Source organism: Rhizobium sp. WYJ-E13 (genome assembly GCF_018987265.1).
Classification (GTDB): domain Bacteria; phylum Pseudomonadota; class Alphaproteobacteria; order Rhizobiales; family Rhizobiaceae; genus Rhizobium.
In genome coordinates this window covers 1190625-1216214 of sequence record NZ_CP076853.1, presented here as the reverse complement: position 1 = coordinate 1216214, position 25590 = coordinate 1190625, and the positions used below count along the sequence as shown (strand labels likewise).

The following is a 25590-nucleotide window of genomic DNA, read 5'->3' as shown; positions in this document are numbered from 1 at the left end:
AAGGGCCGCTCCGCGAATTGCGAGCAAGGTCAAGCGCAATCCCACAAAAAAGAACGGCGGGACAAGCCCGCCATTCCGATAAAATTATCCAGAAAGCTCAGCGCGAGATGAGGCAGCTTCCGCCGGCGGAGCGATACTGCTCGCAAAGGGCGGCAGCTTCGTCCTTCGAGCCGGCCGGGATGCGGACGCGGTAGAAAGTACCTTTGCCGGCGATATCTGCCTTACGGATTTCGTAGGCGCGGCCACCGAGCACACCTGCGAACTTTTTCGACAGGCTGGCGTAGGACTTCTTCGCCTCATCCTCTGACGGCAGCGATGCGATCTGGATACCGTAGCCACCACTTGCAGCGGCCGGAGCCTGCTGTGCCGGCTGGGCAGCGGCTGCTGCCGGTGCAGAGGCGACCTGCGTCGACTTCTGCTGAGCCGTCGGGCGAATATTGCCGTTCTCGGTTACCGTGCCGACGACATTGACCGGCTGCTCGGCCGGGCGGGCGGTGGGGACAGGCGCCGTGTCGGTCGCCACGGCAGAGGCAGCGTCGGCAATCGGCGTCGTCTTCACTGCACGAACCGGCGGATCAACCTGATTTGGGTTGGCGGCATTCACCTCAGCCACCTTTGCCGTAGCCTGAGCAGCAGGCGCAGTTCCGACAGGCGGAATTGCTGCGGAAGCGACCTGATTGCCGGTGCTTGCCGGGAAACTTGCAGCAGATGGCGTCGCAGCCGGTTGGGTTGCAGGGGTTGCCGCCGCCACGTCATTGGCCGGCGCGGATTGCTCGACAGGCGCGAGCTCTTCGCGAGCGACGAGCGTGCCGTCTGGCTTGACGATCATCGTGCGGACCTTGCGAGGCGAAACGGACGGTACCGCATCGTCGTCGGAAGCGGAGGCATTCACAGTGTTGTCGTGATCGGGCAGCAGGCGCGGATCCTGCGTTTCGCCGACGGCGGTCGGCATGACCTGATCGGCACTACCTTCATTGTCATCGGGCGAAACTTCCGGCGTCAACGTGCGCTGAACGACATCGACCGGCGCCTCATCGGAGGAAACAAGCGCCTTCTGCTTCGGCTCTTCGGCAGCACCTGCGACCCGGTCATAGACAGCCTTGTCCTGGTTCGGCACGGTCTTGCCGCCCGGATTTTCGGGAACGACCTTCACCGGATCCTTGTCGGCGGTTATGACGCGCGGCTCGCCGGAGCTGACGATGCCAAGGCCGGGACCGTTGGAAACCCAAGTGTAGACCCCATATGCGCCGCCGGCAAAAACGACCAGCATGGCTGCTGCAGCCAACAGCCGGCGCATGGAGCGGGCGCGGTTGAAATCCGCGGTCTGGCTTGCGGATTCGATATGGACTTCGGAAACATTCTCGCGGCGCTCGACCGGCTCGCGCACACTGCGGCGGAAATCCTCTTCCAGCGCGCGCTCGAAATCATCAAGCCCGTCGGCAAAGACGGAGTTCGCAGGCTTGGCCACAGCAGTGGCCGTTGCAGCGGTGACCGGGGATGCCCAAGCCGGGGCAACCGGTGCTTTCTCCTGCCGCTTGGCGGGCTCGAAGAAGCTTGCGATCTCGGCATCGAGATCGAAATCGAAGTCGGCGGTCTTGGCGACCGGTTCCGGATGCTCGACAGGCGGCAGCGTCGGAACATGCATGTCCTCGACCGTCTCAGGACGATCTTCCGGATCGGAGATCATCGACGGATCGAAGGGCAGATCGTCGGTGGATTCACTTGCCGGTGCCGGTTTGGCATAGCTGACCGGAGCAGGCTGCGGCTCAGGCACGAAAACCGGTGCCGGCTGCGGACGCGGCGCTGGCTGTGCTGTAATGACAGGCGCAACTCGTACGGGTTCGGGTTCAGGCTTCGACTGCGGCTCGGCGAAGTCGAGATCGGCGAGCTCCAGTTCGATACCGGCGAGATCCAGCTCGAAATCGTGGCCGGCAAAAGGATCTTCAGCCTCCAGTTCCGGCTGGCGCGCGACACCAGGCGCGGGTGCGATAGGCTGCGAGACCGGCTCCACCGGAGCCCGAACGACCGGCTTCGGCGCTTCGGGCTGACGAAGGACGGGCGTCGCACGGCTCATCGGCACAGGTGCAATCACCGTTGGCTGCACGGATGCGCGAGCAACGGGCGCTGCGAACAAGGGCGTATCGAATACCGGCGCCTCGAAGACGGGCGCCTCGAAAACAGGAACAGCAGGAACCGGCGCTGGTTGCGGTACCGGCGACGCAACGACAGGCTCGGGTGCAGCGGCGACAGGCTCAGACGCAACGGACGATGCAGCGCGCTGCGGTACCGGATAACGGGAGACATCAGCCAGCAGATCGTCGAGATCAAAGGTTTCCGCATCGAAGGCGGGCTCCGGCAACGCTTCGGTGAGCGCAGCATCGGGATGGACATCGCCTTCGGCTGCAGCCGCGATCAGGTCGAAACCGGAGTTAGCGGGCTCAACAGGCTCTTCAAAGGCAGCAATATCTTCGAACGACGCGACGGGCTCTTCAGGAAGGGCAACGTCTTCGTGGCGATCGATCTCTGCCGGAAAACCGAAGGATGCGGTAACCGGCTCAAAATCCGCAGCTTCAACGGCGGCGACCGGCAGAGGCTCTTCGGCGACATCAGGCACAGCCACTTCGGGTTCGACCGTGGACACCGGTTCGGCAACAAATTCAGGTTCGGCAGCAAAGGCTTCCACGGGAGCCGGCTCAACAACGGGCGCCTCGATGGCCAGCTCGGTGAGAACCGGTTCCTCGCGACGCGGCGCGTGGAAATTGGCGATCGGCAGTCGAATGCTGGCGGCCGACCATTGCGGCGCCTTCGCCGGCGGCTGAATGGACGGAGCGGCAGGAAGGGCGCCGCCGATGGAGAGCTCCAGCTCTTCGATCAGATCACGGGCGCCGCCATATGTCGTAAATGTGGACGGAGGATCGGCAGAAACGGCAACGGGCTTCGTCGGAACAGGAGCCCAATCGTCAGCGCCAGGTGCCTCCCGATTGACCGCCACCGGTTCGGGAGCAGCCACTTCGGGAGCAACGGCAGTTGCTTCCGGGAACTCCGGCTCGACAACAGGCGCCTCGAAATCGGACACGACCGTCGCAACAAGTTCCTCACCAATCGAGGGAACGTCCTCCTGAACCGGCTCGACATAGTCGTCGGCTTCGACTTGTTGTTGAGCGACTGGCCCCACCTGATGATCGGAGGCAGCCAGGGGACGCGGCGCATCATAGCTCTCGAACTCGCGGAGAAGCTCGTCCTCGAGATTGAGAACTGGCTCCTGCCGCTGAGGTTCGTCTACAGTATTGGCCGCAATTCGGGGTTCAAAGCCGACGATACGAGCAAGTTCAGCCAACGGATCATCGTCGGCAAACATATCGTCTTTACCGCGCGTGTCATACGCAAGTCGTTTATCAGCCATGCCCATCCCACTCAAAAACGCAAACACTTCAATGCCAGCGCATTGTGGGGAAATGGTGACGTTATCGCATCTCGTCCGGTGCGGCAGTGCCTGTAATGGCAAGTCCCGACTTCAAAACCGACGCGACGGCGTACACCAACCCAAGTCTGGCAATACTCGATTCTCGGTTCTTATCGTTAACAAATCGTAATTCAGTCTGATCTTTACCTTTGTTCCAGTGCGCGTGGAAAGCGCTGGCAAGATCATAGAGGTAAAAAGCGATGCGATGCGGCTCTTGAGACTGGGCTGCACTTTCAACGATTCGCGGGAATTCCGCGGCCTTGGCAATCAGCTGCAATTCGGCGGAATCGCTAATGCCTGCAACGGATTGCGCCAAAATCTCAGGCGTCGGAGCAAGATCCGGGAAGGCTTCCTTCGCCTGCCGGAAGACTGACATGCAGCGGGCATGCGCATACTGCACGTAAAAGACCGGATTATCTTTGGATTGCTCCGTTACTTTTGCGAAATCGAAGTCCAATGGCTCGGAATTCTTGCGGTAAAGCATCATGAAGCGGACCGAATCACGTCCGACCTCCTCCACCACATCGCGCAATGTGACAAAATCGCCCGAGCGCTTGGACATCTTCACCGGTTCGCCGTCGCGGAACAGCTTCACGAGCTGGCAGAGCAGCACCGTCAGCTTCGCCTTGCCGTCCGAAACGCCGCGTGCGACCGCCTCGAGACGCTTCACGTAGCCGCCATGATCGGCGCCAAGCACATAGATCATCTCGTCGAAGCCGCGGTCGAACTTGTTCTTGAAGTAGGCGACGTCGGCGGCGAAATAGGTATAGGAGCCGTCCGACTTGATGAGCGCACGGTCGATATCGTCCCCGACTTCGGTCGAGCGGAAGAGCGTCTGTTCGCGGTCCTCCCAGTCTTCGAGAAGCTGACCCTTCGGCGGCGGCAGCGTACCCTTGTAGACATAACCCTTGAAGGTCAGGTCGTTGATGGCGGTGCGGATTGCGGCTGCGCCATTGGCATGCAACGTGCGCTCCGAGAAGAAGATGTCGTGATGGACGTTGAGCGCGGCCAGATCCTCACGGATCATCGCCATCATCATCTCGATGGCGCGATCCTTGACGATCGGCATCCACTGCTCTTCCGGCATATTGTGCAGACGCACGCCATATTCGGCAGCAAGCGATTCCCCGACCGGGACCAGATAGTCTCCCGGATAGAGGCCGGACGGGATCTCGCCGATCTTCTCGCCGAGCGCCTCGCGATAGCGCAGGAAGACGGACCGCGCGAGCACATCGATCTGCGAGCCCGCGTCGTTGATGTAATATTCCTTGACGACATCGTAACCGGCAAAGGCGAGCAGGTTCGCCAGCGCATCGCCGACAACAGCGCCGCGGCAATGGCCGACATGCATCGGGCCGGTCGGATTGGCCGAGACATATTCGACATTGACCTTGCGGCCCTGCCCCAGACCGGAACGGCCGTATTTAATGCCCGACTGGATCATCGCACCAAGCAGGCGCTGCCAGTAACCGACGGAAAGCCTGAGGTTGATAAAGCCCGGACCGGCGACCGAAACTTCGGCGACGTCAGCATCTTCCTGCAGCTTGGCGATGATGATTTCGGCCAGTGCACGCGGATTGGTGCCGAGCGGCTTGGCAAGCACCATGGCAGCGTTGGTCGCGACATCGCCGTGGCTCGCCTCACGCGGCGGCTCGACGGCGATACGACCGAAATCGAGCTCGGATCGCTTTTCCTTGACCAGATCGAGCTGTTCAAGGGCGTTTTTAATCCTGGCTTCAAAATCGGTAAAAAGGTTCATCGCACTCTTCCATGCACAGGCTGTGCCAATAGGATCGCCGGCGGCTGCCGGGCGCCCGCTGCCTATCGCAAATCCGGAGTGTGGTCAAACAATCGCCTGTGGGCACTGATGGCATAAGTGTCCGTCATGCCGGCAAGATAATCGCCGACATGGCGGGCTTTCGGCGCATCGGAGAGACCGGCGATATGGTCTACCCAATAATGGCTCTGCATCTCCTTGGGATTGGCCATGTAGGCGCCGAAGAGATCCTTGACGATCTGGGCGGCACCGGCGCGGATGCGCATGATGTCGGGATTCCGGTAGATGCGCTTGAAGAGCATCGCCTTGATCTGCCTGTCTGTTTCGGCCATCTCGTCCGAAAATGTTGCCATCACATGATCCGCTTTGCGGATATCATCGGCGCTCTGCGGTTTCAGCTCTGCGAGGCGTTTCTGCGCCACGCCGATGACGTCCTCGACCATGCGCGTGATCTGACGGCGCATGATTTCATGCGTGAAACGGCTCGGCTCCAGATGCGGGTAGCGCTCTCTCACCTCGGCCATCAGCCCGGCGAGGAACGGAATTTCCTCCAGCATCTCGAAACTCAGATAACCCGAGCGCAGGCCGTCATCGATGTCATGCGTGTTGTAGGCGATGTCATCGGCGATGGCGGCGACCTGGGCTTCGAGGCTTGCATAGCTCGCAAGCTCCAGATCGTGCAACTCGCAATAGTCGAGAATCGGCTGCGGCACCGGTCCGCGCGTGCCAACGCCATCGGCCGTCAGCAGCGGGCCGTTATGCTTGACGAGACCCTCCAGACTTTCCCAGGTCAGGTTGATGCCGTCGAATTCGGCATAACGCCGCTCGAGTTTGGTAACGATGCGCAAGGATTGGGCATTGTGGTCGAAGCCGCCATAGGGCAGCAGTTCTTCATGCAGCGCATCCTCGCCGGTATGGCCGAAGGGCGTGTGGCCGAAATCGTGGACGAGCGCCACGCCCTCGGCCAAGTCCTCATCGGCCTTCAGGGCGCGGGCAAGCGCGCGGGCGATCTGCGCCACCTCGATCGTATGCGTCAGGCGTGTGCGGTAATGGTCGCCGTCCTGAGCGATGAAAACCTGTGTCTTATGCTTCAGCCGGCGAAAGGCCGTCGTATGGACAATGCGGTCGCGGTCTCGCTGAAAATCGGAGCGCGTCGGGCTGCCGCTCTCTGGATAGAGGCGCCCGCGCGAGTTCCATGGATCTGCCGCATAGACCGCCCGTTCGCCATAACCGAAACCCAATGTATGCCTGTCGAAGCTCATTCTTCACCATCACCAATGCGTTGCGGCTCTGCCCATTGACGCCGCTTTCCGCTCTTCATACCTATAGCTTACAGAAACGGCAAAGAGGCGCTTTGTCGACCGCTTCGCCAGATCCTGTCCTTTATGGGAGGATCATGATAAGTTTCTTTGATATCATGCGTTTGAACATCAAACGTCTAAAATGGGTTCTCTCCGGATCTTGACCCCGGCAGGAGGAATAATGACTGAAGCAAATGTAACCCTTTCCGATGCCGCGGCAAAGCGTATTGCCGCCATTGTCGGCAGCGATCCCGGCAAGAGCGCGCTGCGCGTCTCCGTCGAGGGCGGCGGCTGTTCGGGCTTTTCCTACAAGTTCGATCTTGTGGATGCTGCCGCTGACGACGACATCGTCGTCGAGAAGAACAATGCCAAAGTGCTGATCGACAGTCTCTCGCTGGTTTATATGGCCGGCTCCGAAATCGATTTCGTCGACAACCTGCTCGGCCAGTCCTTCCAGATCAACAACCCGAACGCGGTGGCAAGCTGCGGTTGCGGCACCAGCTTCGCGATCTGATCCGACAACTTGCTTTCCACATATAACCGGCCGGAGATTTTCCTTCGGTCGGTTTCCTGTCTTGTCCGCCGGCGCCGGAGCGCGATAAAAGAACGCTCACACGGAGCTAGGATGCAAGCCATGAAGATCGCGACCTGGAACATCAACGGCGTCAAGGCGCGCATCGACAACCTGACACAGTGGTTGAAGGATTCCGGCCCTGATATCGTCTGCCTGCAGGAAATAAAGACCGTCGATGAAGGCTTCCCGCGGCTGGAAATCGAGGCGCTTGGCTACCATGTCGAAACGCATGGGCAGAAAGGCTTCAACGGCGTCGCCATTCTTTCCAAGAGCTCGCCTTCCGAAGTCAATCGTGGCCTGCCAGGTGATCCACTCGACGAGCAGGCGCGTTTCCTCGAAGCCGTGTTCTCGCTGCCTGGCAACAAGGTGGCGCGCGTCTGCTGCCTCTACCTGCCGAACGGCAACCCGCCGGAAACGGAAAAATACCCCTACAAACTGGCCTGGATGGAGCGTCTGCGCAAATTCGCGGCTGAACGCCTCGAATTCGAGGAAATCTTCATTCTCGCAGGCGACTACAACGTCATTCCCGAGCCACATGACTGCTTTGACCCGAAGGTCTGGGCGAGCGATGCGCTCTTCCTGCCGCAAACGCGCGAATCCTTCCGCCGACTGGAAAATCTGGGTCTCGTCGATGCAGTGCGCTCGGCAACCGATGCGACAGCGCTCTATTCCTTCTGGGATTATCAGGCCGGCGCCTGGCCGAAGAACAACGGCATCCGCATCGACCATCTGATGCTGTCGCCGGAAGCAGCCGACTGCATGACGTCGGCGGCGATCGAAAAGCATGTGCGCGCCTGGGAAAAGCCGTCCGACCACGTGCCTGTCGTGGCTTACTTCGAGTTTGCTGCCTGAGCTTTAAAGCATTTCCGTTTTACGCGATTCCGGTCGCAAAATCGCTGCGCACTTTTGCTGGAATTGCTCGAAAGCTCAGTCGTCCGAGCCGGTCGCAATCGTATGCGACAGGGATACGGCCGCGCGCCGATCCGCCTCGCTGGCGATCGAGAAAGCATCTTCCTGCAGCGACTGCATCCAGCTGCAATCCTTCGGCTTGCAGCGGTCGAGAGCCGCCGTCATCAGCGCCAGACCGCGGGCAGACTGGCCTTCATCGAAAAGGATGTTGCCGAAGACCGACATGGCGCCCGGGTGGCCGCTCTTGCGGGCCTGATTGAGCCATTTCTTGGCCTGATTGAGATTGGCGCTGCCGCCCTCGCCTGCGAGCATCATCTGCGCAAGCTGGAACTGCGCCTCGGGAACACCGAAGGTGGAAGCGACCTGGAAATAGAGCTGGCGGGCCTGATTGAGATCGATCTTCACCGGGCTGCCGGCAATTCCGTGCTTGTAATAGCTGGCAAGCGACAGCAGTGCATTGATGAAGAAGCCGGTGTCCTCCGAACCAGGTTCCACGCCCTGCTGTGCGATCTCGCTATAGATCTTGAAGGCTTCGAAATCATCCTGCGCCACGCCGTCGCCGTCGGCATACATGTTGGCGAGCGCCCAGCGCGAACCGGTGTGGCCCTTTTCGGCGGCATATTTATAGGCTTCGACAGCCTCTTCCTTCTGACCGTTCTTGTACGCTTTGAAACCGAATTTGAAGAGATCGAAGGGGCCTGATTCTTTCGTAACGCCCGTCTTGATGTCGAATGCCAGGACCGGACAGGCTAAAGCCAGGGAAACGGCCATCGACATGCTGAGCAGCATGAATTTGAACAATCTGAACTCGGACGTTACCATCTTTACCGGTTTCTTTCGTTCATCCCAGACGCTTGGCGGCGGCCTTGTTCGCCGTTCTGCCCGCGCGGATGCATTCCTTCCAGGCGAGCGATCCCGCGGCGGGCTCCAAGGCCCCTTTACCCGCGTCGCTTCCAGCCCCATGCCCCTCTTTCAAAACCAGCACATCCTTGCAAACCATCCGGCTTCCGGCACGGCCCACTCGTGATGCCTGCGGTACTTCCTCTGCGATCCAGGTTCCCACCCGTCCGCCTTCTTCGTCTTCGTAAACAGCAAATGTGACCAAACCGGTATCGCACCCTTCCCTAGGGAACGAAGCTTCATGCCGGGGGATCGAAAATGATGGAAAGACGTGAATCTGCAACACTGCCGAAGGTGCGGATTTCCGGCCGGAAATGCCTTTGGCGAAAAGCAAAACGGGTGCCGCCGCTGGCTTTTTGCCGCTGCTATCGCACTGTCTGGCGTTACCGGAAAAAATTCGACCCATGCTACTGCTTACGCACACCCTACGCTTGCCATCTCCTCGCCCGCAATATCGCTGCGCCCTCTTTGTGGCGGGAAATGGACAAATTCGCCCTGCCGACACCATACGCGAACCATCGTAAAAAAGTGTTGCTGAATCGTCACAAAACGGGACGAGAAGATGGAATGATTAATGGCGGTAAATAAAGAAGAGTCCGGCTCCGCCGGACTCTTCAATTCTTCAAATCAAGGAATTAAAACTTGACCTTTATACTGGTCGACAGCGCGGCAACCAGATCGTTGCCAAAGGAATAGGAGACATCATCTCCGAAGGTTACGCCGTTCTGGGTGACGACGCCCGATGAACCGCTCGTCAGCACGCCAACGGCACCGGCGACACGCCATTCGATATGCTCGGTCGGCGTGAAGGCTGCACCGACGCCCAGCGTCCAGCTATCGGTCTGAGAGCCGTAGCCCTGACTGGTGCCACGGTCCCAGGTCAGGCTGACCGCGCCTGCCCATTGGTCGTTGAACTTGTGGCCTACACCACCCGTGATGGTCCAGCCGTCACGATAGAGGAGGTCGAGCGAGGTCAGTTCCGTCGCCCCGCCGGAGGTGCAGGCGACAAGGCCCTTTGTCGACGTCGGGCAGAAGGGCACGGACTGCAGGATGCTCCAGTTCGTCCACTTGACCGAACCGAAAGCGAGCCAATCCGGAGCGATACCGCTCTGCAACTTCAGTTCCAGCGAATCCGGCGCTTCGGCGGAACCGAAAACGGGCGTGACGCGTCCGTAAGGCGCAGCATTCAGCGGCGCAAAAGGTGCGGTAACCTGGGTCAGATCTACCGTGCCCGTTAGATTGTCGTATTTGACGCGGCTGTTATAGACGAGGCTCGCGCGCATCGCATATTCCGGGATCTCGTATGCGAGACCAGCGCGCCAGCCCCAACCATTGTCTTCGAGATCGAGGCGACCGATGCCATTACCTGTACCAACCAGAAGCGGAACCGTCGAAACCAGACGCTCCTTGAAGCCCTCGACTTCCTGATAGAAGGCGCCGCCGATGAAGCGAAGCTGCCCCTGACCGACATCGAAGCGATAGGAGCAAGTGCCGCCATAATTGCGGGTTTTGATCTCCGTCTCGATATTGTTGTTGGCGCCAGCCCAGTTCAAACCGGGATCGGAATGCCCACCGAAGGGCTCAGAATAGTCGACAAGGCAGTCGATCGCATCGCCGAAACCGGCCTTGAAGCCAATATAAGGAACCGTATAATTCGCGGTATCGTCGGCTGTGCTCGAACGGCTGTTCAGATTGCCGCCCCCTGGAGATACCGAGGTATCCGTATCGCGAGCATTCTTCAGCTTGCGCTGGGGCGTGACATAGATAATGCCCGACTGGAACGAAAAAGGCGACGTGTCGAACAACTGATCGATATTGTAACCACCGCGCTCCAGACCGCCCGCAAAGGAGGGCGAGGCGAGTGCCGAAACAATGATGAGCGATGTTACGCCCCTGGAAAACATACGCGCTGCCATTGTGTCTCCCCCACTCAAGCAATTGAAGTAATCACACTGTGCTAGTGAACTTAATAAATCGCAACGAAGCGCTCCGCTGCGACGCGAAGTTGCGTTATGGCTAATTTACGTAAATGATTGACGGGCACGTCAAAAAATTAGATAGATAAAATTCTATTCTTCTATCCGTCAATCTTGAGGGGTTTATTAGATTCCCATTCCACGAGGGATGGGAGCTGTATCTAAGTGACAACAGTGGCAGTTTTCGCGTTCAGCATCCCTCAAATGGGTGATATCCACAGGCCAAAGGGTTAAAACAGCGTGTTTCTTACGAATCATCATACTTTTAAGACACAAAAGGCGCGCTCACGGGGAACGCGCCTTCAGGAATATTATACTCGTTAGCCGCGATTATCCCGCTTCGCTAACTCGCGCCAGAGCAGTCCTCAGGCTCTCGATCTGGCCCGTCAGCTCAGCGTGGCGTTCGCGCTCGGCTTCCACCACTTCCGGATTGGCATTGGCGACGAACTTCTCATTCGAGAGCTTGCCGTCGATGCGCGCGATTTCGCCATCGGCCTTTGCAATCGCCTTCTCAAGGCGGCTCTTTTCCGCCGCAAGATCGATCAGATTGCCGAGCGGCAGGCAGGCGGTCGCTTCTGCGACGACGATCTGAGCGGCACCCTTCGGTGCAGCTTCAGCCAGCGAAATGACCTCGACACGGGCCAGGCGTTTGATGGCGGCGTCATGACGGAACAGCCGTTCACGCGTCAGGCTGTTGGCGCCAACGACGACGAGCGGCGCGGTTGCCGACGGCGGCACGTTCATTTCCGAACGGACCGAGCGGATGCCCGAAACGAGGTCAATCAGCCAGTTGATTTCATCGGCCGCAGCATTGTCGGCGTAAGCCGGCGCCGGCCATTCGGCATGGCAGAGCAGACCGTCGCGTTCGGCGCCCTCACCCGCCGTATGCGCCCACAACTCCTCGGTCATGAAGGGCATGAAGGGATGCAGCAGCTTGTAGATCTCCTCCAGAACATAGGCGCTGCAGGCCTGAGCTTCAGCCTTTGCGCCCTGATCTTCGCCGCTGAAGACGGGCTTCAGAAGCTCGAGATACCAATCGCAGAACTGGTTCCAGACGAAACGATAGAGCGCACCGGCGGCATCATTGAAGCGGTAGGATTCAAGAGCTTCCGTCACGTCACGTTCCGTGCGGGCAAGTTCCGTCAGGATCCAGCGATTGATCGTCAGTTCGGCGGCTTCCGGCACGAAATGCGGATCGCTCTTCACGCCATTCATTTCCGCAAAGCGCGTGGCATTCCAGAGCTTGGTGCCGAAATTGCGGTAGCCGGCGATGCGGGCCGGATCGAGCTTCACGTCGCGACCCTGCGCGGCCATGATCGCCAGCGTGAAGCGCAGCGCGTCCGCGCCATATTCGTCGATCAGTTCGAGCGGATCGATGACATTGCCCTTGGACTTCGACATCTTCTGGCCGTTCTTGTCGCGCACCAGGGCATGGACATAAACGGTGTGGAACGGCTCGACGGGATTGTCGTCCTCATCCTTCATGAAGTGCAGCGACATCATCATCATACGGGCGACCCAGAAGAAGATGATATCGAAGCCGGTGACGAGAACGCTGGTCGGATAGTAGCGCGCCAGTTCCGGCGTCTTGTCGGGCCAGCCGAGCGTCGAGAACGGCCAGAGGGCCGAAGAGAACCAGGTATCGAGCACGTCTTCGTCGCGCGTCAGGATCTCACCGGGCTGGAAATTTTCCAGCTTGTCCTGAACGAAAGCCTTCATCGGGCCTTCGTGCGAGAGATAATGCTGGATAGCAGCCTGCAGCGCCTCTTCCTCGGTCTTCTCGACGAAGACCTGACCGTCCGGACCGTACCAGGCAGGGATCTGATGACCCCACCAGAGCTGACGCGAAACGCACCACGGCTGGATGTTTTCCATCCACTCGTAATAGGTCTTTTCCCAGTTCTTCGGCACGAAATTGGTGCGGCCTTCGCGAACGGAGGCGATCGCCGGCTCAGCCAGCGTCTTGGCATCGACATACCATTGCTCGGTCAGGCGCGGTTCGATCGGAACGCCGCCGCGGTCGCCATGCGGAACCATGTGCTTGTGCGGCTCGATCTTGTCGAGCAGGCCGGCTTCCTCGAAGATTTCGACGATGATCTTGCGGGCCTGGAAACGATCCTGCCCTTCGAGGCGATCCCAGGCGCCGTGCAGTGCCGCCGGATGGTCGAGCCCTTCGAGGAAATCCTCGTTGTCCTTGATGGTGATCGTGCCGTCGACATTCATGATGTTGATGACACGCAGGCCCGTGCGCTTGCCGACGTCGAAGTCGTTGAAGTCATGCGCCGGTGTAACCTTGACCGCGCCGCTGCCGGCAGTCGGATCAGCGTAGCTGTCAGCAACGATCGGGATGCGGCGGCCAACGATCGGCAGGATGACATGCTTGCCGACGATCGCCTTATAGCGCTCGTCCTCTGGATTGACGGCAATGCCGGTATCGCCGAGCATAGTTTCCGGACGTGTGGTGGCGACGACCAGATAATCGCGGGTCTCCCATTCGGTCGGTTTGCCCTCTTCATCGAAAGCAACCGGATGCTGATAGGTGACGCCCGGCTCCAGCGGATAACGCAGGTACCAGAGATTCCCCTTGATCTCGTGCTGCTCGACCTCAATGTCGGAAATTGCCGTCAGCAGCTTCGGATCCCAGTTGACCAGGCGCTTGTCGCGATAGATCAGGCCTTCTTTGTAGAGCGTGACGAAGACTTCGAGAACGGCCTGCGACAGGCCCTCATCCATGGTGAAGCGCTCGCGCGACCAATCGCAGGAGGCGCCTAGGCGCTTCAGCTGGTTGAAGATCAGGCCACCCGATTCGCCCTTCCACTCCCAGACCTTTTCGATGAAAGCGTCGCGGCCCATATCGCGGCGGCCGGGAAGCTGCTGCTCCATCAGCTTGCGCTCGACGACCATCTGCGTAGCGATGCCGGCATGGTCCATGCCCGGCTGCCAGAGAACATCCTTGCCGCGCATGCGCTCGAACCGCACCATGACGTCCTGCAGCGTGTTGTTCAGCGCATGACCCATGTGCAGCGAGCCCGTGACATTCGGCGGCGGGATGACGATGGTGAAGCTGTCAGCACCCGGCTTTGCGTTGACGCCGGCGCGAAAGGCATCGGCCTCATCCCATTTCGCAGCGATTTTCGGTTCGACGGCGGCGGAATCGTAGGTCTTTTCGAGCATTTTCTGACCAATTCGAGGTTCGAGGATGGGCGTTTTGTAAATAGGATGGCTACGGCCAAGTCAATAAAAAAGCCGCCCCGGAGACCGGAGCGGCTCTTGCCTGGAAAAGCGGTCCGATCAGCGGCGCGGGCCGCGCGCCACGCGTTCGATCTCTTCGCGCACGAGACGTTCGACGAGCGTCGGCAGGTTGTCGTCCAGCCACTCGCGCAGCATCGGACGCAGCATGTCTTCGGCGATCTCATCAAGAGAGCGACGTTCGGCGGCACCATCGATGGCAGCGGCAAGCTCTTCGAAGGAGCGGGCAACCTGCAGGCCGGTGTTCTGGGACAGAAGTGACGGCTGCGCTTCTTCGACACGCGCAGGCGCAAGCTCGGCGGGCTGGAAGGCTACCGGCTCGACGCGCAGTTCAACAGCGGGAAGCACGGGTGACTCCTCGACGAGCGCAGGCTGCGGAACCTCGGGCAGGCGCGGCTCGGCAAAGACGGGTGCAGGCTCGGCAGCATATTGGGCGACGGGAACAATCGGAGCAACGCGGGGAGCCGTAGCTGGCTCGGCCGGGCGCGGAGCGGCAGCGGCGCGCGGCGCTTCATAGGCTGGCTGCGACTCGAATTGCGGCTGCGGTTCGCGGGACGGCTGGGGCATGTCACGAAGAGCCTGGCCGGCCTGAACAGCGCTGCGCTCGGAAGCGGCACGGACGCGGGCTGCGACATCGGCAAGCGACATGGCGCGAGCAGGCATTTCCGGCTCCGGAGCGCTACCGGCGGAATTTGCAGCGACGAAACGCGGATCGCCACGCAACGCTGGAGGCTCCGGGAACTCGATGCCAGCATAGGTGTCGTCAACCGTCAGATGGATTTCGGAGTCGTTTTCCTCTTCCGCACCGTAAACAGGGGGAAGCGAGGCGGATATCGCCTTTCCCGCGCCTGGCTCATTGCTTTCGATGATCTGGCGAATGGAGGCCAGGATCTCTTCCATGGACGGTTCACGCACTACACCTGGCTGAGCCATATCTATCCCCGTTATCCCTTAAACAACGATCGGACGGCGTGGAGTATGCATCCGAATCACCATGACCTTAGAATACCCCAAAGGGGAAAAAAATCATCGCGAATCAAACAAATGCAGCCGTGCACAGTTTTGTTACCCAAGTGTAAGCGAAGTCTGTGAAGGCTTTTTTGACAGCCGAAAAGAAAACGGGCGCCTATGGCGCCCGCTCAAAAAATCGGCGGCAGAAACGCCTTAGAATACGAACTCGCGAGCCTTGGCGAAACCGGGCAGCGGCTTGACGGACGCATTGAAGAAGACGTTTTCGGAAACAGCGCCGCGCTCGCTGACGAAGACCTTCGCGCGCGCGGCATTGCCATAACCCTGCACGGCAACAAGACGGCCGCCATCCTGCAACTGGCCAAGAAGTGCCGCTGGGACTTCTTCCACCGAACCGTTGATGAAGATCAGATCATAAGGAGCGCCGGCGGCATTGCCCTTATCGAGCGGGCCAGTTACGACCTGCACATTTGCATAGCCAGCGAGATTTGCCTTGGCTTCAGCAGCAAGGGTCTCGTCCGATTCGAGCGCCACAACAGAGCCTGCGATCAGCGACAGCAGCGCGGACGCGTAACCGGTGCCGGCGCCGACTTCGAGAACGGCGTCATCCTTAGTGATGGCTGCGAGCTGCAGCAGCTTGGCGAGCGGCGACGCCTCCATGAGGAAACGGCCGGGATTGCCGGCAGCAGCCGGAGCAATTTCGATATCATTGTCGATATAGGCCAGCGCCTTCGCTTTCTCCGGCACGAATGTCTCGCGCGGGACGGTGAGGAAGGCCGTCAGCACCGAATGCGAGGTAACGTCCGTAGTGCGGACCTGGTTGTCGACCATCTTTACGCGTGCTGCTTCGAAATCCATCATATCCTCTCGCCGATGAAAGCGGTTCAGTCTTCCGTCTCTTAATCTCCGGCACGATTGCTTTCAAGGCTTGCCGGATGCGCGTTTGAAGAATCCCGGAAACCCCTCCCCGCATGCAACAGCTGAAAAACGATTGCCGCAACTTCTGCGTGGAACAAATTGCGATTTCAGGATATTGTTCTAATCGGAGGAAATGAGGAGGAGCAGGCCATGTCTGCCGTTCTGGAATATTTCACGCTGTTCGACTTTTTCATCGCTGCAGCGCTCGTCGGCATATTCTGCTGCGGGCTGCTGGACGGCAAATCGACCTGAACAGATCGTATTCTCTCAGTAAAAGTTGCTTGGCCGCTTGCTCGGCGCGCCGGAGAAATGGATTTCGGCAGCCAGCCGGATCAAACTGGCACGGCCGATTGCATCATTAACTCTATATCAACCATGTTGTTGCGCCAGTCGCGGCTTTCGCTAGGTTAGCGGCATGCAAACCTTCGCCATCCGATCGCCAGATATCGAAGCGCTTCACTATAATCCGGAGGCGCGGTTGCTGCTTGTGAAGTTCAAAAGCGGCGCCATCTGCAATTTCACACGTATCTCGGCGCAGGCGCTGCAGCGGCTGCTCGGCCCCGATGTGCGGATAGAGAACGACACGGCAGAAGACGATGCCAACTATCTGGCTGGCCTGCGCAGCGGTGGATTGCGGGCGCTTTATTGCCTGACCGGGATCACACCAGCGCAATTCGATTTCGCAAAGGTTCCCGGCATCTGGTGATACGAGACTGACGCAGCGGTGCCGCGCCTCGTCTATGAAGCGGCCGGATTTCTATGTCATGGTGAGAAAATGTTGGAGGCCTCGCCCGGAATTGAACCGGGGTACAAGGATTTGCAGTCCTCTGCGTCACCACTCCGCCACGAGGCCTCACAGGCTGTCATGTCAGCCGTGGCGAGCGTTTAGAATGATCGTAAGAAAATCGCAAGAGGGCTTTCCAAAAACATTTCCTGTAATTCCAAACTCTGGCCACATCCGGGTCGTACAGAATAAGGGACGATCCAGCGCCGGGCGACGGCGAGACAGCCGCCTTCATATCTGATGATAAAAGGCCCACTCCGTCAAAAAATCGAGCTTTCTTGAACAATAATTAGGCTAACAGTCGCTCGAATAGGCCTCCCCGCGCTCCGGATTATGCAATAGGCGAACTCAATATGCCTTAAGCCTATTGCCTATATTTATGCACGAAGTGTCATCCGTCATGACGACATCGCCTCCACTTTGATTATATTAGAAATATCGTAAGTTAACTTAAAATATGAGTAACAAATTCTTAACTTGACTTTCACCATCGTCATTCCATCCTCCTCCTGGGAGAGATAGGAGCAGAAATGAATTGGGTGCCTTTGAATTCCAAACAGATCCGCGCTGTATCCTACGATCCGGAAGTCCAAGTCCTTCATATCAAATTTGCCGGCGGCCGATCGGTGCGACATAACGGGGTACTGCCCCATATCTACGGGAACCTCATCGAAACCGACGATCCGGAATTTTACTACAAATACTATCTGGAGCCGTCGCGTGTCCAAGCCGGCTGGTGGCAGAGCCTCGGCGCCAGCTCCTATGCGGTAAAACTCTTGATATTTCTGATCGGCGTACTCGTGATCACAACGACCGCGCTTCAGGAAAGTGGCGATCTGCCGATCTACCTGTCGGAAATCACCGAGTCTGGAACAGCTGCTCCGGCTGACGGTGTCATCTCTCCACAATAAGAGCGCAATGCCGCATGAAGCCATGGCGAGATCCCGGCGGCAAACAACCTACATCGCAGGCATTCCGCTTGCTGTTTACCCGGAGGCTTCAAGCAGGACGCTTTCGGCGATGCCACCAGACTGCGACGCGGCGTCGGCATCTGCGTGCGACCGGCAGGTCGTGGGACAGCACGACGAAGCCCAGAGGCAACATCCAGAAGCCGAGAACAGGCAAAAAGCCCAGAATGCCGCCGAAAATGAGCAGTGTTCCGGTCGTCATGCGTGCGATACGCGAGCGCGGCATAGGCACGCGCAGCGAGCCGAGAACCAGCTTGCCATCCCGATGATCGATCCCGAAATGCGTTTCTCCGGCCTTTTTCGGCCCATTTTTCCTGTTAGTCATCCACAAGAGATGGGCGCAAACACCGCAAATACAAGCTGATTTCATTTTTTTGAAAAAACTGCTTGGCAAATCGGGAAAGCATTTGTATTACCCCGCTCACGCCGCGGCCAAGCGGTGATCCCTGGTAGCTCAGCGGTAGAGCATTCGACTGTTAATCGACAGGTCGCCGGTTCGAATCCGGCCCGGGGAGCCAGTTTCTCGCTAGAGCGCGCCAAAGGCGCGCTCTAGTCGTTTAAAGTCTTCGGAAATGACTAGTCCGGCAGGGTTTGATCTCGCTCAAACGATCCGCGCTGAAGCAGACGTAATCTCCGTTCACAATCAACGGAGATCCCTATGCCAACAGATACCATCATCATCGTCAGTGGCGTTGTCGCAGCATTTGCGTTTTTCGCAGTCGGCCTCGCTTTTGCGAGCATCACCTCCAGCAAATAAGAGCTGGCTCGAAACCGCCAGAGGCAGGCTCAGTCACCGAAAACAAAGACGCCCCGGAAACCGAGGCGTCTTTTTGATTCGATCTGAATCTGCAGCGAATTCACGCAGACGGCTGCTTGGTCTTTCTGAGATAGGGCAGAACCGTATCGAAGGAGCCGAAGCGGGCAATCGCGTCTTCGTTGGAGACGGCGGCAGTGATGATGACGTCGTCGCCCGGGTTCCAGTTGGCCGGCGTCGCGACCTGGTGCTTGGCGGTCAGCTGGATGGAATCGATGGCGCGCAGGATCTCGTTGAAATTGCGGCCCGTCGTCATCGGGTAGGTGAGGATCAGCTTGATCTTCTTGTCCGGGCCGATGACGAAAACGGAGCGCACGGTGGCATTGTCTGCGGGCGTGCGCCCTTCGGAGCTTTCACCGGCGCCGGCCGGCAGCATGTCGTACAGCTTCGCAACCTTGAGGTCCTTGTCGCCGATCAGCGGATATTCGACATCGAAGCCGGTCGCCGTCCTGATGTCATTTTTCCATTTGGCGTGGCTTTCGACCGGATCGACCGAAATGCCGATGATCTTGACGCCGCGCTTCTTAAACTCGCCTTCGAGGCCGGCCATCGTGCCAAGCTCGGTCGTGCAGACCGGCGTGAAGTTCTTGGGATGCGAGAAGAGGACGGCCCAGCCATTGCCGATCCAGTCATGGAACTGGATGGGACCCTGGGTGGTGTCGGCGGTGAAATCGGGAGCAATATCGTTGATACGCAAGCTCATGGTCGGCCCTCCTGTTGCCAATCGTTTATCTTGAACACTTGCAGACGTGCCCGCATGCTGGTGACTATCTACAGACTTGTGCCGAGCGCGGTCAAACCAAAGCCTTCCGCGAAAAGGGCGGCGGCGGAATATTATTTCCCGAAGGCAACGATGGCGTGACATCGAGCTAAGATATGATGCGCTCAAAAAGGCAGCGGCGCGCGCGCAAATCGATGCTTTTCGCATGCCGCAATATTCCCTACTCACTGTCGAGAACATCATTGTCTAAGACTGGCAAAGAGGGAAGCGGCGATGGCGACACCATTCTACTGGAATGAACTGAACACTTATGATTTTGCCGCTCTCTCTGCCGAAACGACCATCGCCATCCTGCCGATCGCCTCGACGGAGCAACACGGCCCGCATCTGCCCGTCGCAACCGATGTGGCGATCGCCAACGGCATGCTGGCGGAACTGCGCCGGCAACGGCCCGATGACCTCGATATCCTCGTCCTGCCGACACAGGAAATCGGCAAGGCCAACGAGCATGTCTACGGTCCAGGCACGCTTTCCCTCAGCGCCGAGCTGCTAATCCCCGTCTGGACGGCGATCGGCGCGAAGGTCGCTGAAGCCGGTGTGCGCAAGCTCGTCATCGTCAATTCGCATGGCGGCAATGTTGATATCATGAGCATCGTCGCCCGCGAGCTCAGGGTACGCTACCAGATGGCCGTCGTTTCCACGCAATGGGGCCGGTTCGGCAATCCCGAGGGCATGATCAGCGAGCACGAAACGCGTTACGGCATTCATGGCGGCGAAGTGGAGACATCGCTGATGCTGCATTTCCGACCGGATCTGGTGCGGATGGAAAAGGCTGAGAATTTCATATCAAAGGCCGAATGGATGCGCGAGCAATCGCGCTATATCCAGCCGCTGCCGCCGCATTCGCTGGCCTGGATCGCCCACGATCTCAATCCGAACGGCGTGGTCGGCGATGCCTCGAAGGGCACAGCCGAAAAGGGCGAAGCGATCTGCCGCCATCAGGTGAAGGGCTTCATAGAGCTGCTCTACGACCTGAAGCGCTATCCGCTCTCCAACCTCTATTCGCAGTAATTACGCAACGACAGGCCGCTCCAGCGGGATGTGTCCCTTGGCCTGCAGCTCCTGAACGAGGCCCGCAAGCTCGGCCAGCAGATATTCAACGAAAAGGCTGGTGGCGGAGTCGAGTGGTGCGCGAGCACGCGCAAAAAGCTTCATCGGCTGATGGCGGCTGTGCGGCTCGGCAAGAGGGCGGAACACCAGCTCGCCCTGGCGGCATTCGGTGATGACATCGAGCGGGTTCAGCATGGAGAGCCCTGCCCCGCATTTGACCAGTTTCTTCAGCATTTCCGATGCATTGGTTTCCAGAACCGGCTCGACAGGGATATCGAGCCTGGCCATTGCGAGGTTGATGACCTCACGCAGGCTGGTACCTTGCTGCGCAAGCACCAGCCGTTCCTGCACGACGTCGGCAAGGCTGATCGGTCCGGGTCCGATCAAGGGATGGCCAGGTGGCAGGATGACGCCGATCGGGATATCGAAATTGCCGAGCGTGCGGATGCCGGGTGTGGCCGGAATATTGAAACCCAGGCCGATATCCACCTCACCCGACAGCACCGGATTGACCGTCATCGTCCCGGCATCGTTGCGCAGCTGGATGAAGACGCGCGGATGCTCGGACTGGAAGCGGGTGATGATCTCCGGCAACGGACCTGAGGCAAGACCGACGGTCGTCACCAGCCTGACCTTGCCGGCCTGCTGCATCTTGAGGCTTTTGATGCGCCCCTCCAGCCGCTCGTAGTTCTTCAGAACCTCGCGGATATGTTCGATGCAGAGCTCGCCGGCGGCCGTCAGCCGAAGCCCCCTCGGCAGGCGCTCGAAGAGCGGAGCGCCCATTTCCTCCTCCAGCGCCAATATCTGCCGGTTGATCGCCGAAGAGGCAACGTTCAGGCGCGCTGCGGCCTTCCGGATCGAGCCCGTGCGGGCAATCTCGTTGATGTAGAGAAGCTTTCTGGAGTGCAGCATTGCGACCTCGTTGCATCGTTTTTGAGCACAGCGCCCAATTTAGGCACAGAATCCAGTGAGATGCCAAAAAGGCATCACTGCGCACGAATTTTGCTGCTTTTCAAAGAGCGAAGCAATCGCTCAAATGAAGAAAATCGGGGGTCGAAAACAAGCTTCCAAGGCACCAGAAGGGGAACGCCGCCATGTCCAACAGATTGAAAACATCCGTATTTTCTGTAGTTCTTGGGCTTGGCGGCATGCTTGCTGCCAGCGTACCCGGCTATGCGCTCGACAAGGTCAGCTATGGCACCAACTGGCTGGCGCAGGCCGAGCATGGCGGCTTCTACCAGGCGGTCGCCGACGGAACCTATGCCAAATACGGCCTCGACGTTTCCATCGTGCAGGGCGGGCCGAACGCCGCCAACAACGCGCTGCTGATATCGGGCAAAATCGATTTCTACATGGGCGGGCCGCAAGGTGAGATCTCCGCTGTCGAGCAGGGCATTCCGCTCGTCGATGTCGCCGCGATCTTTCAGAAGGACCCGCAGATCCTGATCGCTCATCCCGATGTCGGCGTCGACAAGTTCGAGGACCTTGCCAAGCTGAAGGCGCTGTTCCTCAGCAAGGACGGTTACCTCACCTATTTCGAATGGATGAAGGCAAACTTTCCAGGCTTCAAGGACGAGCAGTACAAGCCTTACAACTTCAACCCAGGTCCCTTCCTTGCCGACAAGCAATCCGCCCAGCAGGGTTACCTGACCTCGGAGCCCTACGAAATCCAGAAGCAGACCGGCTGGGAACCGAAGGTCTTCCTGCTCGCCGATAACGGCTACTCGCCTTATTCGACGATGATCACGACGACGCAGCAGATGATCGATAGCAAGCCGGACGTCGTGCAGCGCTTCGTCGATGCCTCGATCGAGGGCTGGTACAACTATCTCTACGGCGACAACAGCAAGGCCAACGAACTGATCAAGAAGGACAATCCCGAAATGACGGATGGTCAGATCGCTTATTCGATCGCCAAGATGAAGGAATACGGCATCATCGAATCCGGTGATGGCCTGGACAAGGGCATCGGCTGCATCACCGACGCCCACTACAAGAAGTTCTTCGACGAAATGGTGGCGATCAAGGTCTTCAAGCCAGACACCGACTACACCAAGGCCTTTACGACGAAATTCGTCTGCAAGAGTGTCGGTGTATCGCTGAAGAAATAGCCTCCCAAGGCAGGCTCGTCGCCCTCGGGCGGCGGGCCGCATCCCCTTCGACAAAAGAGCGAGAGAATGTCCCTAGCCGAAACCAAGGCGGCGCCTTCGAAGGAAACACGTAAGCGGCCGCTGGTCGTCATGCAGTCCGCCTCGAAGGTTTTTTCCAGCGGCACGATCGCGCTTTCGGGCATGTCCCTGACAGTCGAAAGCGGCGAGTTCATCAGCCTTCTCGGTCCTTCCGGCTGCGGCAAATCCACGGCCTTGCGCATCATCGCCGGTCTTGGCGACGTCACCTCGGGCAAGATCGACTGGCCGAGTTCGCGCATCAATTCGAAGGGCCTGCCGGAAGGCGATATCGGCTTCGTCTTCCAGGAGCCGACGCTGATGCCGTGGAAGACCGTTTTCGGCAATGTCTATCTGCCGCTGAAATTGCGCGGCGTTTCCAAGGCGGAGGCGAGCGACCGGATCATGCAAGCGCTCGCGACTGTCGGCCTGCAGGATTTCGCCGATGCCTATCCGCGGGAACTCTCCGGCGGCATGAAGATGCGTGTGTCTATCGCCCGCGCGTTGGTGACCAAACCGAAACTGCTGCTGATGGACGAGCCCTTTGCAGCGCTCGACGAAATTACGCGCCAGAAGCTCAACGACGACGTTTTGCGGTTGTGGAAGGCGACCGGCATCACGGTGATTTTCGTCACGCATTCCGTCTTTGAGTCTGCCTACCTTTCCAATCGGATCGTGGTGATGAAGGCGCGGCCGGGCCGTGTCCATGCCGATATTCCGCTGACCACGAGCCTCGATCGTGACGCGCACTATCGAACTTCCGAGGAATACCGGCAGGCCTGCGAGACCGTTTCCTATTCGCTGATTGGCGCGATCAACGCGGCAAAGGAAGACCGATGACCATCGAGACAGTCGAAAACTCCGTGCCGGCCATGCCCAATCCGCTCAATGCGAAGCGGCGGGATCTAGCGCTTCGCGTTAGCGTGCCTTTTCTCGCCATCATCGTGCTGATTGCGATCTGGGCGATCTATGTCAGGGTGTCGGGTGTGCCGCCCTATATACTCCCGAGCCCGCTTGCGGTTGCCGGAGCGCTTGTCAGCGATTGGGGCACGCTTTCGCCGGCGCTCTGGGTTACAACCAAGATCACCTTCATGTCGCTGGCGCTGGCGCTGATCGGCGGCGTGGGTTTTGCGATCTTCCTGGTGCAGTCGCGCTGGATCGAGATCGCCTTCTATCCGCTCGCCGTTATCCTGCAGGTCACGCCGATCGTGGCGATCTCGCCGCTGATCCTGATCTATGCGCCGTCCACGCAGGTGGCACTGCTGATCTGCGCCTTTCTCGTCGCCTTCTTTCCCATCCTGTCGAACATGGTGCAGGGATTGAAGAGCGTCGATCACAACCTAATCAATCTCTTCGAGCTCTACGGCGCCTCGCGCTGGCAGACGCTGCTTTATTTGAAGCTGCCTGCGGCTCAGCCCTATTTCATGACTGGGCTTCGCATCGGCGGCGGTCTGGCGCTGATTGCGGCGGTTGTGGCCGAGTTTGCAGCCGGTTCGGCGGGTGCGGGCTCCGGCCTCGCCTTCCGGCTCCTCGAAGCGCAATACCGCATGAACATTCCCCGCCTCTTCGCCGCGCTCTTCATGCTCTCCATGCTCGGAGTCGCGATCTTTGCCATTACCTCCTTCATTTCATGGCTCAGCCTGCATCGCTGGCATGAGAGCAGCCTGAAGCGGGAGAATTGATGACATATTCTTTCATGTCTCCTCCCAATGCGGGCCGCTTCGTGCTGGCCAATGCGACGCTTCCGGCCGTTGCCACAGGCTATGCGGCAGCAGCAACCGAGGGGCTCGTCAAAGCTGACATCGTGATTGCGGACGGCTTGATTGCAGCGATCCTGCCGCCGGGCACGGCTCCGGCGGAGTTCGCCAAATCCGATATGAAAGAGGGCATGGTCTGGCCTTGCTTCGCCGATATCCACACACATCTGGACAAGGGCCATATCTGGCCGCGCAAACCCAATCCGGATGGGACCTTCATGGGTGCGCTGGAAGCCGTCGGCAGGGACAGGGAGGCAAACTGGTCGACAGCCGATGTGCGCAAGCGCATGGAATTCTCGCTGCGTTCGGCCTATGCGCACGGCACCGGGCTGATCCGCACGCATCTGGATTCGCTTGCCCCGCAACACCGCATTTCCTTTGAGGTATTTGCCGAAATACGCGACGAGTGGAAGGACAAGATCGCCCTGCAGGCGGTTGCCCTTTTCCCACTCGACAATATGGTCGACGAAGGTTTCTTCGCCGATCTCGTCGCGGTCGTCAAAGACAAGGGCGGCCTGCTCGGCGGCGTCACCAAGATGGGACCATTGCTCGACTGGCAGCTCGATACGCTTCTGCGCGCGGCGGCAGAGAACGGACTCGATGTCGATCTGCATGTCGACGAGACCGACGATCCGGGCGCGGAAACATTGAAGGCGATCGCCGAAGCCGTCCTGCGCAACCGGTTCGAGGGCAAGGTGACGGCAGGTCATTGCTGCTCGCTTGCCCGGCAGGATGACGATACGGCGCAGCGGACGGTGGAACTGGTCCACCAGTCGGGGATTTCGATCATCTCGCTGCCGATGTGCAACATGTATCTGCAGGATCGCTATCCGGACCGGACGCCGCGCTGGCGCGGGATTACGCTCTTCAAGGAACTGGCCGCTGCCGGTGTCGAGACGGCGGTCGCCTCCGACAATACCCGCGATCCCTTCTATGCCTATGGCGATCTCGATCCGGTCGAGGTATTCCGCGAGGCGGTGCGCATCCTGCATCTCGATCATCCGCTTGATAGCGCGGCGCGCGTCGTCACGACGTCACCGGCCAGGATTGCCGGCAGGCCGCAGATGGGCCATCTTGCCGTTGGTAGCCCCGCCGATCTCGTGCTCTTCAGCGCAAGGCGCTGGAGCGAATTCCTTTCCCGTCCGCAGTCTGACCGCGTCGTGCTTCGCCGCGGCAAGGTGATCGACCGCAGTCTGCCGGATTACCGTGAACTCGATAGCGTCGTTGGAGGCTGA

Annotated in this window: 21 protein-coding genes and 2 tRNA genes; 11 read left to right on the top strand and 12 right to left on the bottom strand. The window is 59.1% G+C overall.

The features are described from left to right. Window positions 1-97: 97 nt before the first annotated feature. The 3 genes from KQ933_RS06105 to KQ933_RS06095 all read right to left on the bottom strand — a co-directional run bounded on the left by KQ933_RS06105 (window position 98) and on the right by KQ933_RS06095 (window position 6502). A complete protein-coding gene (locus KQ933_RS06105; RefSeq protein ID WP_216757822.1) occupies window positions 98-3403 on the bottom strand; it encodes an SPOR domain-containing protein in 3306 nt (1101 codons plus the stop codon). A gap of 61 nt (window positions 3404-3464) precedes the next feature. Continuing rightward, entirely contained in the window at window positions 3465-5222 is a 1758-nt protein-coding gene (gene argS, locus KQ933_RS06100) for an arginine--tRNA ligase (RefSeq protein ID WP_216757821.1), read from the bottom strand. Between the two features lie 62 nt (window positions 5223-5284). Continuing rightward, window positions 5285-6502 (bottom strand): deoxyguanosinetriphosphate triphosphohydrolase, encoded by a 1218-nt coding sequence (locus tag KQ933_RS06095; RefSeq protein WP_216757820.1) that lies wholly within the window; start codon window positions 6500-6502, stop codon window positions 5285-5287. Between the two features lie 220 nt (window positions 6503-6722). On the opposite strand from KQ933_RS06095, the gene erpA reads away from it, so the two are divergent. Then, complete coding sequence (gene erpA / locus KQ933_RS06090; protein WP_183729790.1) at window positions 6723-7055, top strand: iron-sulfur cluster insertion protein ErpA; 333 nt, start codon at window positions 6723-6725, stop codon at window positions 7053-7055. Between the two features lie 120 nt (window positions 7056-7175). Continuing rightward, complete coding sequence (xth, locus tag KQ933_RS06085; protein ID WP_216757819.1) at window positions 7176-7967, top strand: exodeoxyribonuclease III; 792 nt, start codon at window positions 7176-7178, stop codon at window positions 7965-7967. Window positions 7968-8042: 75 nt separating this feature from the next. Here xth and exoR read toward each other — a convergent pair whose 3' ends face one another. Then, window positions 8043-8846, bottom strand: coding sequence for an exopolysaccharide production regulator ExoR (gene exoR / locus KQ933_RS06080; RefSeq protein ID WP_216757818.1), 804 nt, complete (start codon window positions 8844-8846; stop codon window positions 8043-8045). A gap of 336 nt (window positions 8847-9182) precedes the next feature. On the opposite strand from exoR, the gene KQ933_RS06075 reads away from it, so the two are divergent. Beyond that, window positions 9183-9512, top strand: a complete 330-nt coding sequence (locus tag KQ933_RS06075; RefSeq protein ID WP_216757817.1) for a hypothetical protein — start codon at window positions 9183-9185, stop codon at window positions 9510-9512. A 47-nt stretch (window positions 9513-9559) separates the two neighbouring features. Here the strand turns inward: KQ933_RS06075 and KQ933_RS06070 are convergent, their stop codons facing one another. The 4 genes from KQ933_RS06070 to KQ933_RS06055 all read right to left on the bottom strand — a co-directional run bounded on the left by KQ933_RS06070 (window position 9560) and on the right by KQ933_RS06055 (window position 15979). Next, window positions 9560-10840, bottom strand: coding sequence for an OmpP1/FadL family transporter (locus tag KQ933_RS06070; protein ID WP_216757816.1), 1281 nt, complete (start codon window positions 10838-10840; stop codon window positions 9560-9562). Window positions 10841-11230: 390 nt separating this feature from the next. Then, on the bottom strand, window positions 11231-14074 hold the full coding sequence (locus KQ933_RS06065) for a valine--tRNA ligase (protein ID WP_216757815.1): 2844 nt from the start codon (window positions 14072-14074) through the stop codon (window positions 11231-11233). A 117-nt stretch (window positions 14075-14191) separates the two neighbouring features. After that, on the bottom strand, window positions 14192-15082 hold the full coding sequence (locus tag KQ933_RS06060) for a PopZ family protein (protein WP_216757814.1): 891 nt from the start codon (window positions 15080-15082) through the stop codon (window positions 14192-14194). A gap of 231 nt (window positions 15083-15313) precedes the next feature. Continuing rightward, window positions 15314-15979 carry a protein-L-isoaspartate O-methyltransferase gene (locus tag KQ933_RS06055; RefSeq protein ID WP_216757813.1) on the bottom strand — a complete coding sequence of 222 codons (666 nt, stop codon included), beginning with the start codon at window positions 15977-15979 and terminating at the stop codon, window positions 15314-15316. A 472-nt stretch (window positions 15980-16451) separates the two neighbouring features. Between KQ933_RS06055 and KQ933_RS06050 the strand changes: the two genes are divergently transcribed. Further along, window positions 16452-16742, top strand: a complete 291-nt coding sequence (locus KQ933_RS06050) for a poly-beta-1,6-N-acetyl-D-glucosamine N-deacetylase PgaB (RefSeq protein WP_216757812.1) — start codon at window positions 16452-16454, stop codon at window positions 16740-16742. Between the two features lie 73 nt (window positions 16743-16815). On the opposite strand, the gene KQ933_RS06045 is transcribed toward KQ933_RS06050, so the two are convergent. After that, window positions 16816-16889, bottom strand: a tRNA-Cys gene (locus KQ933_RS06045). Between the two features lie 461 nt (window positions 16890-17350). On the opposite strand from KQ933_RS06045, the gene KQ933_RS06040 reads away from it, so the two are divergent. Continuing rightward, the gene (locus KQ933_RS06040) at window positions 17351-17731 is read left to right on the top strand and encodes a KTSC domain-containing protein (RefSeq protein ID WP_216757811.1); all 381 of its coding nucleotides are present in this window, start codon (window positions 17351-17353) and stop codon (window positions 17729-17731) included. Between the two features lie 88 nt (window positions 17732-17819). Here the strand turns inward: KQ933_RS06040 and KQ933_RS06035 are convergent, their stop codons facing one another. Beyond that, on the bottom strand, window positions 17820-18113 hold the full coding sequence (locus KQ933_RS06035) for a hypothetical protein (protein WP_216757810.1): 294 nt from the start codon (window positions 18111-18113) through the stop codon (window positions 17820-17822). A gap of 118 nt (window positions 18114-18231) precedes the next feature. Here KQ933_RS06035 and KQ933_RS06030 point away from each other — a divergent pair. Next, window positions 18232-18306, top strand: a tRNA-Asn gene (locus tag KQ933_RS06030). 339 nt (window positions 18307-18645) lie between these two features. Here KQ933_RS06030 and KQ933_RS06025 read toward each other — a convergent pair. After that, window positions 18646-19305, bottom strand: coding sequence for a peroxiredoxin (locus tag KQ933_RS06025; protein WP_216757809.1), 660 nt, complete (start codon window positions 19303-19305; stop codon window positions 18646-18648). A 291-nt stretch (window positions 19306-19596) separates the two neighbouring features. Here KQ933_RS06025 and KQ933_RS06020 point away from each other — a divergent pair, with 291 nt between their 5' ends. Beyond that, window positions 19597-20394, top strand: coding sequence for a creatininase family protein (locus KQ933_RS06020; protein ID WP_216757808.1), 798 nt, complete (start codon window positions 19597-19599; stop codon window positions 20392-20394). Here the strand turns inward: KQ933_RS06020 and KQ933_RS06015 are convergent, their stop codons facing one another. After that, on the bottom strand, window positions 20395-21345 hold the full coding sequence (locus KQ933_RS06015; protein WP_183729854.1) for a LysR family transcriptional regulator: 951 nt from the start codon (window positions 21343-21345) through the stop codon (window positions 20395-20397). It abuts the gene before it with no gap. A gap of 182 nt (window positions 21346-21527) precedes the next feature. Here KQ933_RS06015 and KQ933_RS06010 point away from each other — a divergent pair, with 182 nt between their 5' ends. From KQ933_RS06010 to KQ933_RS05995, 4 genes are all read left to right on the top strand, one after another. Beyond that, on the top strand, window positions 21528-22544 hold the full coding sequence (locus tag KQ933_RS06010; protein WP_216757807.1) for an ABC transporter substrate-binding protein: 1017 nt from the start codon (window positions 21528-21530) through the stop codon (window positions 22542-22544). 66 nt (window positions 22545-22610) lie between these two features. After that, window positions 22611-23438, top strand: coding sequence for an ABC transporter ATP-binding protein (locus KQ933_RS06005; protein WP_216757806.1), 828 nt, complete (start codon window positions 22611-22613; stop codon window positions 23436-23438). Continuing rightward, window positions 23435-24280 (top strand): ABC transporter permease, encoded by an 846-nt coding sequence (locus tag KQ933_RS06000; RefSeq protein ID WP_216757805.1) that lies wholly within the window; start codon window positions 23435-23437, stop codon window positions 24278-24280. Before KQ933_RS06005 ends, KQ933_RS06000 begins: the two co-directional genes overlap by 4 nt. Next, window positions 24280-25590, top strand: a complete 1311-nt coding sequence (locus KQ933_RS05995; RefSeq protein ID WP_216757804.1) for a cytosine deaminase — start codon at window positions 24280-24282, stop codon at window positions 25588-25590. Before KQ933_RS06000 ends, KQ933_RS05995 begins: the two co-directional genes overlap by 1 nt.